Annotated in this window: 9 protein-coding genes; all 9 read left to right on the top strand. The window is 58.2% G+C overall.

Translation table 11 applies throughout. The features are described 5' to 3' along the window. Window positions 1-2: 2 nt before the first annotated feature. The 9 genes from FHK95_RS08930 to FHK95_RS08885 all read left to right on the top strand — a co-directional run bounded on the left by FHK95_RS08930 (window position 3) and on the right by FHK95_RS08885 (window position 14,351). On the top strand, window positions 3-1,550 hold the full coding sequence (locus FHK95_RS08930) for a sigma-54 interaction domain-containing protein (protein WP_150304329.1): 1,548 nt from the start codon (window positions 3-5) through the stop codon (window positions 1,548-1,550). Continuing rightward, complete coding sequence (gene tssI / locus FHK95_RS08925; RefSeq protein ID WP_150304260.1) at window positions 1,531-5,028, top strand: type VI secretion system tip protein TssI/VgrG; 3,498 nt, start codon at window positions 1,531-1,533, stop codon at window positions 5,026-5,028. Before FHK95_RS08930 ends, tssI begins: the two co-directional genes overlap by 20 nt. After that, complete coding sequence (locus FHK95_RS08920; RefSeq protein WP_150304259.1) at window positions 5,021-5,677, top strand: DUF2931 family protein; 657 nt, start codon at window positions 5,021-5,023, stop codon at window positions 5,675-5,677. The genes tssI and FHK95_RS08920 overlap by 8 nt, the downstream gene beginning before the upstream one ends. Before the next feature lie 565 nt (window positions 5,678-6,242). After that, entirely contained in the window at window positions 6,243-7,439 is a 1,197-nt protein-coding gene (gene tagH, locus FHK95_RS08910) for a type VI secretion system-associated FHA domain protein TagH (protein WP_150304257.1), read from the top strand. Between the two features lie 5 nt (window positions 7,440-7,444). Further along, entirely contained in the window at window positions 7,445-7,906 is a 462-nt protein-coding gene (gene tssJ / locus FHK95_RS08905; protein ID WP_150304256.1) for a type VI secretion system lipoprotein TssJ, read from the top strand. 3 nt (window positions 7,907-7,909) lie between these two features. Next, window positions 7,910-9,244 carry a type VI secretion system baseplate subunit TssK gene (gene tssK / locus FHK95_RS08900; RefSeq protein WP_150304255.1) on the top strand — a complete coding sequence of 445 codons (1,335 nt, stop codon included), beginning with the start codon at window positions 7,910-7,912 and terminating at the stop codon, window positions 9,242-9,244. Window position 9,245: 1 nt separating this feature from the next. After that, the gene (gene icmH / locus FHK95_RS08895; RefSeq protein ID WP_150304254.1) at window positions 9,246-10,127 is read left to right on the top strand and encodes a type IVB secretion system protein IcmH/DotU; all 882 of its coding nucleotides are present in this window, start codon (window positions 9,246-9,248) and stop codon (window positions 10,125-10,127) included. Between the two features lies 1 nt (window position 10,128). Next, complete coding sequence (tssM, locus tag FHK95_RS08890; RefSeq protein ID WP_150304253.1) at window positions 10,129-13,620, top strand: type VI secretion system membrane subunit TssM; 3,492 nt, start codon at window positions 10,129-10,131, stop codon at window positions 13,618-13,620. Continuing rightward, complete coding sequence (locus FHK95_RS08885; RefSeq protein ID WP_150304252.1) at window positions 13,620-14,351, top strand: PP2C family protein-serine/threonine phosphatase; 732 nt, start codon at window positions 13,620-13,622, stop codon at window positions 14,349-14,351. The genes tssM and FHK95_RS08885 overlap by 1 nt, the downstream gene beginning before the upstream one ends. The last annotated feature ends 12 nt before the right edge of the window (window positions 14,352-14,363 follow it).

The raw sequence follows: 14,363 nt of genomic DNA, 5'->3' as shown, positions 1-14,363 counted from the left end.
CCATGTTCAGCCAGATCCAGCAGCCGCTGCAGTATGCGGAAGCCCTGCTCGAGCGACTTGCCGATCTCAGCGGTCGAGCCAATCGCGGCGCCCTGCTGGATGGTTTGGTCGAAGCGGCCGCCGAGCTGGCCGGTTGCGAGCTGAGTCAGCTGTACCTGCTGGACGAAACCCATACCCGACTGTACCTGACCGCCGAATGGCTGGACGGCTCAAGACAATCAGTTGCCTCCTCCAGCCTGCCCAGCGACTACCACGCGGAACAACTGTTGCAATACAGCCTGTGCCAGAACCAGGTCGTGTCCCTCGCTGGACTGGATCGCAGTATCCATGACATCAACTTCCTGCCGTGGACGCCTGACGCCTGGCGCGGCTTGCTGTGCCTCCCGCTGCGCAACGAGCACAAGCAAGTCGGCGGCCTGTTGTTGGTCGCCAGTCGCAGCGCCTGCGACCTGAAACGCTTCACCGATTCACTGGCACTGTTGGGCAATTGCATATTGGCGCAGCTGCACGTATTGCATCGCCTCGGTGTGCAGCGGCCCGACCAGACCAGCGCGGTACAGGACAGCCTGCCCTGCGCCAGTGGTTACGGCCTGATCGGCGATAGCCCGCGTATGCGCGCCGTATACAAACTGATCAGCAAAGTACTGCATAACCCGGTTAACGTCATGCTGACCGGCGAGACCGGCACGGGTAAGGAACTGGTAGCCCGCGCAATCCATGAGTGCGGCTTCCGGCGCAGCAAACCCTTCGTGGTGCAGAACTGCGCCTCCCTGCCGGAGAACCTGCTCGAGAGCGAGCTGTTCGGCTACCGCAAGGGTGCCTTCACCGGTGCGGATCGGGACCGTAAGGGACTGTTTGATGAAGCGGACGGCGGCACCCTGTTTCTCGATGAAATCGGCGATATGCCGCTGACGTTGCAAGCCAAACTGTTGCGCGTATTACAGGAAGGCGAAGTCCGCCCGCTGGGCAGCAACGAAACACACAAGGTCGATGTACGCATCCTCGCCGCGACCCATTGCGACCTGCGAGCGCTGGCCGATCAGGGCCGATTTCGAGAGGACCTGTTCTACCGGCTTTCGCATTTCCCTATCGAACTGCCGCCGTTGCGCGAGCGCAGCGAAGACATTCTGCGCCTGGCCCGGCACTTCACAGACAAGGCATGCACCTTCCTGCAACGCGACCCCTGCGACTGGTCAGACACCGCTCTGCAACAGATTGCCGCCTACGCATTTCCAGGCAACGTGCGTGAACTCAAAGGGCTGGTCGAGCGCGCGGTACTGCTCTGCGAGGGCAACCTGCTGTTACCCGAGCATTTCAACCTGCAACCCAGCGAACCGACCCAAAATGTTTTGAACCTGCGTGAACGCCTGGAACAGGTTGAGCGCAACCTGCTGATGGATTGCCTGCGCAAGAACCAGGGCAACCAGACCAGCGCCGCCAGCGAACTGGGCCTGCCGCGGCGCACCCTGCTGTACCGCATGCAACGGCTGAACATCAACCCTGCCGAGCTCAAAACCAAGGAGAGAATCCATGTTCAGTCCAGGCAATGAAGCGCACTTCAACCTGACCATCGAAGCCACCGAGCCCGACTTCAAGGTGCTTGAGTTCACCGGCCACGAAGCCCTGTGCCAACCCTATCGCTTCGAACTGGATCTGGTCAGCGAAATCCCTGATCTGGACATCGAAAGCTTCCTGCACAAGCCCGCCTTTCTGGCTTTTGCCGCCGATGGCACTGGCGTGCATGGTCTGATTCACACTATCGCCCAGGGCGAAGCCGGCAAGCGGCTAACGCGCTATCGCATCACGCTGGTACCGCAACTGGCCTACCTCACGCACCGCACTAATCAGCGCATTCTCCAGCATCTCTCAGTACCGCATATCATCGCGCAGCTGCTCGAAGAGCACGGCATCCAAGGCAACACCTACCGTTTTCAGTTGGGCAGTCAGTACCCCGAACGGGACTACTGCACCCAGTACGACGAGACCGATCTGCATTTCCTGCAGCGCTTGTGTGAAGAAGAAGGCATCCATTACCACTTCGAACACACCGGCGAGAGTCACACCATCGTCTTTGGCGATGATCAGACATCCTTTCCCAAGCTGGCACCGACCCGTTTCGAACAGGGCAACGGCATGGTGGCGGATGAGCTAGTCATCAAGCGCTTCGCCCTGCGCCTGGAAACCCGGCCCAGCCGTGTCACCCGCCGCGATTACGATTTCGAAAAACCGCGCCTGCAACTCGAAAGCGCCGCCCGCGGTACTGCCGTTCCGGACCTGGAAGATTATGATTATCCTGGCCGTTTCACCGACCGCGAGCGGGGCAAGCATCTGGCCCAGCGTGGCCTAGAACGTCACCGCAGTGACTACCGCCTGGCCGAAGGCTCCAGCGACCAGCCTCTACTGATTTCCGGCCATTTTCTTCCGCTCGCCAACCACAGCCGTGACAGCTGGAACGATCTCTGGCTGCTCACCGGGATTCATCACGAAGGCAAGCAGCCACAGGTGCTGGAAGAGTCGGTCACCAGTGACGTCACTGCCGCCGATGGATTTACGCAGGGCTACCGCAACCGTTTCACCGCCACGCCCTGGGATGTGCCGTACCGCCCACAGCTAGAACACACAAAACCCCAGGTGCTGGGTAACCAGACCGCCGTCGTGACCGGCCCGCAAGGCGAAGAGATCCATTGCGATCAATACGGCCGTATCAAGGTCCAGTTCCATTGGGACCGTCACGGCCAGGCCAATGACAAGACCAGCTGCTGGTTGCGCGTTGCCAGCAGCTGGTCCGGCGACCGCTATGGCGGCATCGCCATTCCACGCGTTGGTATGGAAGTGCTTGTTTCCTTTCTCGAAGGTGACCCCGATCAGCCGCTGGTGACCGGATGCTTGTACCACAAGGAACATCAGGTCCCCTATGACCTACCGGCGAACAAAACCCGCACCGTATTCAAAACCTTAAGCAGCCCCGGCGGGGACGGCTTCAATGAGCTACGCATCGAAGACAGAAAGGATCAGGAACAGATTTTCATCCACGCCCAGCGCGACTGGGAGCAGAACATCCAGCACGACCAGAGCATCCGCGTCGGCCACGAACGCCACAACCGCGTCGAAGCCAACAGCTACACCGAACTGCTTGCCGAAGAACACCACACCACCCACAGCGACCGCCGCTCCGAAATCAAAGCAGATGACCACCTGACAGTCGGCGGGACCCAGCATGTGAAAGTCGGGGCAGGCCTATTCATAGAGACGGGGAATGAGATCCACTATTACGCTGGGGACACAGTCGTATTAGACGCCGGCTTGGAGCTTACCGCCAAGGGAGGAGGAAGTTTCCTGAAGATTGATCCCAGTGGCGTGACGCTAAATGGTGGGAGCATCAAGATCAACTCGGGGGGCAGCGCCGGCGACGGAGCGGGGATTGGCGTTCTGGGCGCAACGCTACCCTTCATTGCTGCGGCCGACCAGCCAGGCCACATTCTGGCGAAGCCTGCCTCTTTCGCCAGGTTCCCTGAACCAGAGCTTGATATGCGGGCTACCCCTGTCATCGAAGCCGAAACGATCGAGGATGAAGAAGAGGAAACTGAACTGCCACTAGCGCAGCTAATCACCTTGAGAATCGGCGTATTCTTTGACGGCACAGGCAACAACAAGGAAAACAGCCAAAGCGTCGCTGGGTGCCGCGCCGAAGATGTCGGCCTAGAAAATATAGCCGAAGAGATTCGCGAACATTGTGCCAGTCACGGATTTGATAGGCAGGGAAACTCGCCTGACAATAGTTACGGCAACGATTTGACTAATGTGGCGCGACTGTATGGTCTTTATCGGGATGAGAGCGGTACAGAAATCGAGCCCCACGTACAAGAAGCATCCGTGAAAGTGTATCTGGAAGGAATCGGCACGCGCAGCGGGGGTTCGGACTCTATATTTAGTCAAGGAACAGGTCAAGGCGGAACTGGAGTCCGCGCAAGGGTTGAAGAAAGTCCAACCAAAATATTAAGCGTCATACGCAGACTTTTTGAACAGAATCCAAATGTGCTGATCGAGCACATCGAATTTGATGTCTTCGGCTTTAGTCGAGGCGCGGCCGCTGCCCGCGATTTTGTCAACGAACTGAAAAAAGGCAGCGACAGTTTATTTGCCGCGGCCTTGCCGCCAGGTTCATCTGCTTTGACACCTTCCTTCAGCTGGCGTCTCAACGCTGATCTACGAATAGGATTTGTCGGCCTTTTCGATACCGTCGCGGGTATCGTATCGCTTGGCGGGTTGGATTTCAGCCCTCACAACAGCAGAAACCCGGGACTTGACCTGAAGCTTGCACCAGACATTGCGAAGAAAGTGGTCCAACTGGTGGCGCGTGATGAACTCCGGCACAACTTTTCCTTGAACAGCGCAGGTTCAGCCGACCTAGTAGTGCCTGGAGCACATTCAGATATAGGCGGAGGCTATATGCCCCGGGCCCAAGAGAAAGTTTTGCTAAGTCGCCCTAGAAGCAGTCGGGTGAGACGCACTACACCTAACGAAGACGCCAACGCATGCACTCTGACGGTTGCTGAAATGAACAAGAGCCTCAGCCATCTCCAGCGTTATGGCACCGGGATTTCCGTTGAGAGTTGGGCGATCGACCTCCCCTACAATCGGCGACGCGACCTTTACCGGGAAAAGCAAGTCTTCTGTGCCATTAAAAGCGAACGCGAAGTTTCAGGAGCCCTATCTCTAGTTTACTTCTACGTCATGAGAGAGTTAGCCGTCCAGGAAGGGGCACCCATGGATGAGATCCCGGCCATTCCACAGCTTACTTTGCCTCAGGAACTGGAATCGATCTATGCAAAGATCTTGGACTATGCAAGCGGGAAGATTGCGGTACTGCGGTTAACTGATGAAGAGGAGGCTTTATTGTATAGACGCTATATACATCTCTCGGCCAATTGGAATGCCGCTAATGGCTGGAATAGCAGCAGCCTCGACATTTTGTTTATCAACCGTCCAGCCCAAAATGGTAAGCGCATGGAGTATATACATGATTAAAACCCGGTTCATTACGCTACTGACAGGCTTGGTGATGAGCGGCTGCGTCTCTGGGTTCGGCAAACCATTACCTTATGATGCCTGGTTTATAGGCTTCTTTGCTCCCAGCTACATGGAGGTCTGGATTGAAACTGCAGATGTGGTGGATATTGACGAACGTGTATATCGACAAGCCATGAGCGGCTTCGCCTCGATACGGACTCCACCCGAAAACCTGGGAGATCCTAAGGGTTGGCCTAACCGGCCCGGCATGGGCGCAGGCAAGCATGTCATTGGAGCCAAAATTCCCAGACTTATCTATGTACGCTGGCAGTCGCTGGCCGAACCCCAAACCTACGATGTTTATTTCGAGATTCCGCAGCCAGTCAGAGATCTGATGATGGAGCCCACTAAAACCTTCTGCAATGCAGACGGAAAGTGGATAACTGATTACCGCAAGATGCTAACCATAGGTCTAGCCCCAGGAGGCATAGCAAAAGCATGGGTTGGCGGGCCCTGTCTGGCACCTATCGAAGTCGCCCGAGTTAAAGGAAAAATAGTCACCCGCGGCCCTTACCTGGGTGAAATGAACGGCGTATATGCCGCAAAGCTGAGGCCTGAGTCGCAGGCTTATGTGGATAAATTCGGCATCCCTTTTGACTCCTGGTAACAAGCCAAGCAACAACAAGGAGTAGCAACATTCCAAGGACGCACTTTTTCTATTTTTCCTGCCTGCAACCTCAACAAATCTAACAGAGATCGAGTTAGCCAAGGCCAAAAGTCGCATATCGGTACTCCTTGGCAATTGCAGTGACTCGGGGTCTAGAATCTGCGACCTGAGTCGCAGGCTCGGGCTGCAGGCGTCTTGGCTCAGTATGGCTTGGGTTGCTTAGAAAGTACTATTGGGCCTCCACGAATCATCGTGCAATGGATACTTTGGGATGGCCAACCTGGCCTCCCCTGACAGGGACGTACAGCCATGAGTCTGGCTAGAAACACGGATGTAATGCCATCTATCGAGAGCATCGTCAGGACATCACCGCCGGCTGCATCCAGACTGGCCTCCTGCTACCGCCAGCGCCTTCCGGTCAGACCTCGTCGGACCGCACTTTTGCTCGCAATGGGAATCGCCGTCGCCGGGTGCAGCAACCACAGATTCAATGATGACGACTACCGCCCCCTCGGTGAGTCGCAAACGGTAGAGCGCAGCAATTAAGCGTAAGGAGCAAGACACCATGGAATTGGTATTCGATGTGGTCGGCGACCAGCCATTTACCGCTGGTTTTCCCGCCACCATGACGTTCAGGAAAGCCGGCGGCATTATCGGCCGGGCCGACAGCTGCGACTGGGTTATCCCCGACCGCAAGCGCGTGGTATCGGGTCGCCATGCGTTGGTCACCTTCGAAAATGGTGCTTTTCATCTGACCGACACCAGCAGCAATGGAATATTGATAAGGGATTCGGGCGCTCGCCTGCAGAAGAACGCGCCCCATCGCATCGAGCATGGGAGCGTCTACTCTCTGGGCGAATTCGAGATCCGTGCGCGCCTGATTCAGGACCCTGCGATTTACGAAACAGACCTCGGCCGCCCCGAAGCATCAGGCAGCATCATTCCGGACGATGCATTCCTGGATCTGGACCCGCTTAATGCGCTGGATCAACAGGAAAGTGCCAGTGCACAGAAAAGCGATCTGGACCTGCTCGATATCCCTTCCCCCGACCATGGCGCCCAACAGGACTACGCACGCATCGATATGGAAAGCCTGTTGGTGCCTGAGATGGTCGCTGCACCCACCCCGCCACCGCAGACCGAGCCCGCAGCACCACCCTCCCGCATGTCTTCGCGCTTCTGGGAGAAATACAGCGATGCGCTGGGCGTGAACATGGACGATCTGGGCGATGAGGAAAAAGAGGCGCTCGCGCTGGCCGCGGCCAAGCTCCTCAAGCAAAACATTGCCGGGCTGCAGCAGAGTCTAAAAACCCGAAGCGATCTTAAGAGTGAGATGCGGCTGGCGCTGACTGCCGTTCAGGGTGCCGATACCAACCCGCTGAAACACGCCAGCGAAACCAGCGACGCCCTGACCGGCATGCTACGCAATCCCAAGCCGGGGCAAATGCCTGCATCCAGAGCAGTCAGCCTGGCCTTTCGCGATATCCAAGCGCACCAGGTTGCCCTTATCTCAGCCAGCCGCGCCGTGGTGAAGGCGGTACTGGATCAACTGGCACCCGAGCAACTTGCCCTGCGCTTCGAAAGCGAAAATAAATCATTGCTGCGCACCGCCGGTGGGAACTGGCGCGATTACAGCCGCCTGCACCATTCCATGCAGCGCGATGACGAATGGAGCAAGCGGCTGTTTGCCCGTGACTTTGCCATGGCCTATGAAGAACAAGTCCGCCTTATTGCCACCCTCAATACCGATATTCAAGGATGAATCCCATGCCCCGCCTCGCCACACTTGCTCTGATTTCCGCCCTTGCCCTGCTCGGCGGCTGCTCAGGCCTAACCAAAATTGATCTCTCTCTGGAGAGCAGCAACAAGCTCAATCCGGATCTGAACGGTCGGCCCTCCCCGGTGGTGTTGCACCTGATTGAACTCAAGCATCCGGTTGCCTTTGAAAATGCTGACTTCTTTTCCATTTACCAGCACCCCCGGGAAACCCTCACGCCGGACTTCATCCGCCTGGAGGAACTTGAAATGCGTCCGGGCGAGCGCCGCAGCGTGAAATTCTCGGTGGCAGAAGATAGCCGTTATCTCGGCATTCTGGCCGCTTATAGAGATTTGTCCGGCGGCGAATGGCAGACCGTGATTCCACTTCGCGCTAAGAAAAAACATAACGTTTCGCTGTATCTGGACGAACGCGGAATCCGGGGCGCGGGCGACACGACGGGTAGGGACTGAGCCATGAGTACGCAGAAAGTCGTCTGGCAGGAAGGCATGCTGCTGCGCCCGCAGCACTTCCAGCAAAATGATCGATATTTCGACAACCAGATCAAGTCGCGCACCCAGCGCTTGGATATTTACCCCTGGGGGTTCTTCAGTCTGGAGATCGATAACCAGTTTCTCAGCATGGGCAAGCTGGTAGTCAGCCATGCCAGCGGCGTACTGCCTGACGGCAGCCTGTTCGATCTGGGTGCCGAACGCGAGCCGTTGGCGCTGGATATCCCGGCTAATACCTCCGACAAGCCGGTGTATCTCGCGTTGCCGCTGGTCACCGGTAACCACGTCGAAACCCGTCGCCCGGAACAAAAAGACGTATTGGCCCGCTATACCGCCTATGACGCAGAGGTAGCGGATTCCAACGCGGGGGATACCAGCAGCAGCCAGGTCAGTTGCGGCCTGCCGGATTTCCGGCTGCTGCTCGGTGAACAGCAGAGCGACCAGGCCTGCGTCAAACTCAAGCTCTGTGACGTGCTGGATACCACGCCCGACGGCGTTATCAGCCTCGACACGGAATTTGTCCCGACCTACATCCACTTTCAGGCCAGTAGCTTCCTGCAGTCGTGCATGAAGGAAACCATCAGCATGCTCGCCCATCGCGGCGACATTCTCGGTGAGCGCATCCGCGCCACGGGCAAAGTGGGTAGCGCCGAGTTTGGCGACTTCATGATGCTACAGCTGATCAACCGCTACGAGCCCATCCTGCGGCATTACATGAGCATTGAGCAGATCCACCCGGAGCAGATTTATCGGGAGTTGCTCGGCCTGCTCGGCGAGCTGTCGACCTTCGCCAGCGAAACCAAGCGTCCGCGTCTGGACAGCCGTTATCAGCACAGCGACCAGGGCCAGAGTTTCCGCAAGCTGCTCGATGCCATCCGTCAGGTGCTGTCGATGGTGCTGGAACAGCATGCCGTCGAACTGCCTATGCAGCAGCGTCAGTACGGTATTCAGGTCTCCCCGCTGCACGATCACAAGCTATTGGCGTCGGCCTCGTTTGTACTGGCCGCCAGCGCGCAGTGCGATTCGGAAGAACTGCGCAAGCGTCTGCCGGCCCACCTGAAGATCGGTCCGGTAGAGCGGATACGCCAGCTGGTGAACCTGCATCTGCCAGGCATCAAGGTCAAGCCGTTGCCGGTCGCGCCGCGCCAGATCCCCTTCCACTCCGGCAAAACCTATTTTGCGCTGGAGCTCGGTTCGGAAGACCTGGCGCAACTCGAGCGCTCCGGGGGTTTCGCGTTCCACGTGTCGGGCGAGTTCTCCGCTCTCGAGTTGAAATTCTGGGCGATAAGGAATCAATAACATGAACAACGAAATGGATTACCGCCAGGACGACCAGACCGTCATTCTCAACCGCAACGGCAACCTCCCGGCGCAAACGCCGCTGACCGATTTCGATGCCCCGCCGAAGTACGAGAAGCTTGAGCAGCGCATGATCTACGCGGCGCGGATCCGCCCGGCCGAAAGCTACAACTTCAGTCTCAATCCGCTGGTTGCCATGGCCTCCGGCCTACTGTCAGAAGTAGTTCGACTCAAGCACAGCTATGACCGCGAAGACCTGCACGCGCTCAAGGACCGGCTCAGCGCCGAGATCAAGTTGTTTGAGCATCGTGCGCTGCAAAGCGGCGCCGAAAGCACCGAAGTGATGGCCGCCCGTTATGTCATCTGCACCGCCCTGGATGAAGCAATCGTCACCACACCCTGGGGCAACGAAAGCGAGTGGTCACAAATGAGCCTGCTCAGCAGCTTTCATAACGAAACCTTTGGCGGGGAGAAGTTTTTTCAACTGCTTGAGCGGCTATCACGCAATCCGGTCAAGCACCTTGCCATGCTCGAGTTGATGTACTTGTGCATATCACTCGGTTTTGAAGGCAAGTACCGCGTCATGCCCCGCGGCATGATGGAGCTGGAAGTTATCCGTGACAGTCTGTATCGCCAGATCCACCAGATCCGCGGCGACATACCCCGCGATATCTCCCCCCATTGGGAAGGCCTGACGGATACACGCCGCAATCTGATTCGCATTGTTCCCTGGTGGCTGGTCGTGCTGTTTACCGCAGTGTGTCTGGCCACCCTGTTCACCGGCTTCAGCTGGGTGCTCAGCGAACAGCGCAGCGCCGTGCTACAGCCATTCGAACAGCAGGATGCTGAACCTATCATCACGCCGTTTTCAGGGATGAACTGACATGAAATCGCAACTGTTCCGCTTCACCCGATTTGCGCGAATCAACCAGCTATCGCGTCTTCCACAGGTGTTGCGCCGCGGCTGGGCCTTGAGCCTGTGTCTGGTGCTCGCACTGGCAGCACTGGTGTGGTTTGTCGGTCCTCTGCTGGCGGTGAATGACAACAAGTTCTGGGCATCGGCGAGCAGCCGACTGGTGACCATCAGCCTGCTGTTTTTGATCTGGGGTTTGTCGATGGTGTTCTTCAGCTGGAAAGCAGGCCAGCAGAAGAAAGCCGACGAGGACGATGAGGACGCTCAGGAGCGTCTGCGCCGTGAAGGGTTGATCGTCGAAGAACAGGTTGAACTGCATAGCCGTTTCAAGAGTGCCCTGCGCACTCTGCGCCGTTCAAACCTCTACCAGGGACGCAGCGAGCGCTGGCGCAACGAATTGCCCTGGTATTTGCTGATTGGCCCGGAAGCCAGCGGTAAAACCAGCTTGCTGGATTTTTCCGGTCTGGAGTTCCCGCTTAACCAGACTGGCCAACAGCGCCTGACCCGTGACATTAACGGCACCCGTTATGCCGACTGGTATTTCGCCGAACACGCGGTCCTCATCGACACGGCGGGGCGTTACCTCAGCCAGCCGGCCGAAGATATCGACGGCATGGGCTGGCAAACCCTGCTCGGCCTGTTGCGCCGACGCCGCCCTCGCCCACTCAACGGTGTGCTGGTGAATGTCCCGGTTGAACAACTACTGCAGGCCAGCGAGCAGGAGCTGGAAGTGCTTGCCCGGCAGACCCGGCAGCGCCTGCACGATATCAATCAACGCCTCGGGGTGGATGTACCTGTATATCTGGTGCTCAGCAAGGCTGACCGCATTGCCGGCTTCGACGAGTTTTTCGATCAGTTGAGCCGTGAGGACAGTGACCAGGTGTTCGGCACCAGTTTCCGCAAGGAACAGGACGGCACCGATACCCAGGTAGTACGCCGCGAGTTCGAAGAGCTGCTGCATCAGCTGAACAGCCAGGTCATCATGCGGATGCATCAGGAGCGCGATCATCAGCGCCGCGGCCGCATCATGGGTTTCCCGCATCAGTTGAGCCAGATCGGCGAGCCGCTGAGCCTGTTCATCGAGCTGGCGTTTGCCGGCAACCGCTACCAGCGTGCCAGCCAACTGCGCGGCTATTACCTGACCAGCGCGCCTGAGCTGCAGCATGGTCTCGACCCCCTCACTGCCAGTATCGGACGCAATTTAGGGCCCGCTGGCAATGACCTGCCAACCTTCCGTAATGGCCGAGCACGCTTCATCCACAATCTCATGAGCCGGGTGATCTTCCCGGAAGCCGAGCTCGCCGGCCTGGACGACCGCGAGGTCAAGCGCATCGGTTGGGGTCAGCGCTCGTTGTATGCAGCCGCCGTGATATGTCTCGCCGTATTCGGTCTGAGCTGGGCAGTGAGCTTTTCAAATAACCATGATCGCCTGGAACAACTGCGCGATCTGGCGCAGGACCTAAAAGACCAGCGCCAGCAAGCCCAGAACGAAAAAGATGCGCTGGATACCCTCGATACGCTTGATACAAGCTACGCCTCTACCCAGGTGTTTGCGCCCAGCGAAGACGTCGGCTGGTTCCAGCGCGGCGGACTGTATCAGGGCGAGCCTGTGAACAGTATCGTCTACGAGACTTATCGGGATGATCTCGAATCCGTCTTGCTGCCACGGGTGGCACGGCAGATCGAAGAGCAAATCCGCGCCAGTCTGGATAACCGCGAAGGCCTTCTCGCCAGCCTGCGCGCCTACCTGATGCTAAACCTTGAAGGTCGCCGTGACGCCAAGTATCTGCAGGAGTGGATGGCTGCCGACTGGTCGCTGCGCTACCCAGGCAACAGCGACGCCCAGCAAGGTCTCAGCGCGCACTTCAGCCGCTTGCTGGAAGGCTCGTTCAAGCCCTACGCATTGGATAACCGGCTGGTCGCGGACGCCCGCCAGCAACTGCGTAGTGAATCACTGGCCACCGTGGTTTACCGCATGCTGCGCGAACAGGCACGCAATCTGCCTGACTACCGGCTGGAACAACACCTCGGGCCACAGGCCGCGCTACTGACCAGCAGTAACAACATCATCCCCGGCTTCTATACCAAGCGTGGTTACGACAGCATGTTCGTGGCCCAGGGCGGGGATCTGGTGAAGAACATCCTGCGCGATAACTGGGTGCTGGGCGGCAGCGACACGCTGAGCCGCAATGACCTGAACCGTCTGATGGTTGAAATGGAGGAGCTGTATTTCCAGGATTACGCAGGCTACTGGACGGACGCCCTGGCGAGGCTGCACCTGGAACCCCTCGGCGATACCGCGCAGGGTTCTCTGCAACTGGCCAGACTGACCGCCTCCAACTCTCCCATTCTCGAACTGCTCTCTCAGGTAAAGGAGAACACATCCTTCAGCGAAGCCCCGGAGACCACCGATTCGTTGCAGGCCAAGGTCAACCTGCTGCAGGCCGAAGATGCGCGCAAGACTTTGGAACGCCGCTTCGAGCCGCTGCATCGGTTACTCGATAATAACGGTGGCCCCGCTCCGGAACTGGCGAGCAGCCTGCAGGCACTCGATGCGCTGCAGCTGCAACTGACCAGTCTGGCCCAGGCCAGCGTGCCGCAGCAGGCCGCTTTCGACATGGCGAGGGCCCGCATGGATGGTCGGCGTGACGCCATCAACCAGGTACGCGCCAGCGCAGCCCCGCTGCCGCAGCCGGTGGGCAAATGGTTCGAGGCCCTGGCGGCGGATAGCTGGATGATGGTGCTCGCGGATGCACACAGCTTCCTCAATCAGCGCTACCGCAGTGAGCTATACGCGGCGTACAACGATTCGCTGCATCAGCGTTATCCATTCAATGTGCAGAGCGAAAGTGACGTGGCACTGACTGACTTCCGTGAGTTTTTCAGAGTGCAGGGCATCGCCGACAGCTTCTACGAGCGCTATCTGAAGTCCTTCCTGAGCGATGCCAACGGCAGCTACCGGGTTCGGCAGATTGACGGCAGAGGCATGCCCATGTCGCGACAGTTCCTTGCGCAAATGGGCAACATCCTCACTATCCGCAAAAGCTTCTTCGCCGAGAACCCGAACGAGCCACAGATTCTGTTCAAGCTGGAGCCCTACTCACTGGACTCCAGCCTGGGCCGCGCCAGTTTCCGCTTTGGCAGCCAGCAGATGGAATACCGTCACGGCCCGATCATGCAGACCGCCTTTCAATGGCCGACGCTGACAGAAGACGGTCGCGTGACCCTGCAGCTGGAAGACCTAGGCGGACGGCGGGTGAGTCTCGACGAAGCGAGCGGGACCTGGTCACTGTTCCGCATGTTGGATCAGGTTGAAGTCGGTAAACACTCCGAGCGCGATGTGCTGATGCTCAAGGCAGACCTGAGCGGTTTGCGGGCAAATTATCTGTTACACAGTCAGCGCTCGCCCAACCCCTTCGAGACCGGTTCGTTACGCTCGTTCAATCTGCCTGCGAGGCTCTGATGGTGGCAGGTGACCGCTCCTGGCGCAGCGCTGGCCGTACCGATACCGGTAAGGTCCGCGCGCGCAATGAGGATGCCTTTCTGGCGCAGCCCGAGAAGCGATTCTGGGCCGTGGCCGACGGTATGGGTGGTCATCAGAACGGCGCGCTTGCCAGCAGACTCATCGTTGAGCACCTTGCGGAACTGCCGCATCGCGACAACATGGATCAACGGGTCAAGGATGTGCGACGTTGCCTGCACCTGCTCAATCGCAGGCTCACTCAGGAACTCACGGTTACCGCTGAGCAGCCAGACCCGGTCATTGGCAGTACTGTGGTTGTGCTGTTGATTGAAGGGGACCACGCGGTGTGTCTCTGGGCGGGCGATAGCCGGTGTTATCTCTGGCGCGGCGGCACGCTATTTCAGCTATCGCGTGATCACTCATTCTATGAAGAACTGATACAGGAAGGCCGGCTCACGCCGGCTCAGGCGGCTCAGCATCCTTCAGCACGTGCGCTGACCCGCGCAGTGGGTGCCAACGAGACCCTGACACTGGACCTGGTGGAGTTCACCGTATACCCCGGCGACACGCTGCTGTTGTGCAGCGACGGCCTCTACCAGGAGATGACCACCGATACCATCGGCCGAGGGCTGAGTCAGCCTTCAGTCCGCCTGGCATTACAGAAATTATTTGATTTGGCCTTGAGTGGCCCTGCACGCGACAACTTGAGCGCTGTGGTAATTCGTCATTAACGAGATGGAGCT

Source organism: Pseudomonas saliphila (assembly GCF_008638345.1).
GTDB classification, from domain to species: Bacteria; Pseudomonadota; Gammaproteobacteria; order Pseudomonadales; family Pseudomonadaceae; genus Halopseudomonas; species Halopseudomonas saliphila.
This window is presented reverse-complemented; position numbering and strand designations above follow the sequence as displayed.

What these genes read in the sequence shown, in the direction of transcription:
- tssM (WP_150304253.1), top strand. Translation starts at nt 10,129, where the DNA reads ATGAAATCGCAACTGTTCCGCTTCACCCGATTTGCGCGAATCAACCAG.
- tssJ (WP_150304256.1), top strand. Translation starts at nt 7,445, where the DNA reads ATGCCCCGCCTCGCCACACTTGCTCTGATTTCCGCCCTTGCCCTGCTC.
- tssI (WP_150304260.1), top strand. Translation starts at nt 1,531, where the DNA reads ATGTTCAGTCCAGGCAATGAAGCGCACTTCAACCTGACCATCGAAGCC.
- tssK (WP_150304255.1), top strand. Translation starts at nt 7,910, where the DNA reads ATGAGTACGCAGAAAGTCGTCTGGCAGGAAGGCATGCTGCTGCGCCCG.
- FHK95_RS08885 (WP_150304252.1), top strand. Translation starts at nt 13,620, where the DNA reads ATGGTGGCAGGTGACCGCTCCTGGCGCAGCGCTGGCCGTACCGATACC.
- tagH (WP_150304257.1), top strand. Translation starts at nt 6,243, where the DNA reads ATGGAATTGGTATTCGATGTGGTCGGCGACCAGCCATTTACCGCTGGT.
- FHK95_RS08920 (WP_150304259.1), top strand. Translation starts at nt 5,021, where the DNA reads ATGATTAAAACCCGGTTCATTACGCTACTGACAGGCTTGGTGATGAGC.
- icmH (WP_150304254.1), top strand. Translation starts at nt 9,246, where the DNA reads ATGAACAACGAAATGGATTACCGCCAGGACGACCAGACCGTCATTCTC.
- FHK95_RS08930 (WP_150304329.1), top strand. Translation starts at nt 3, where the DNA reads ATGTTCAGCCAGATCCAGCAGCCGCTGCAGTATGCGGAAGCCCTGCTC.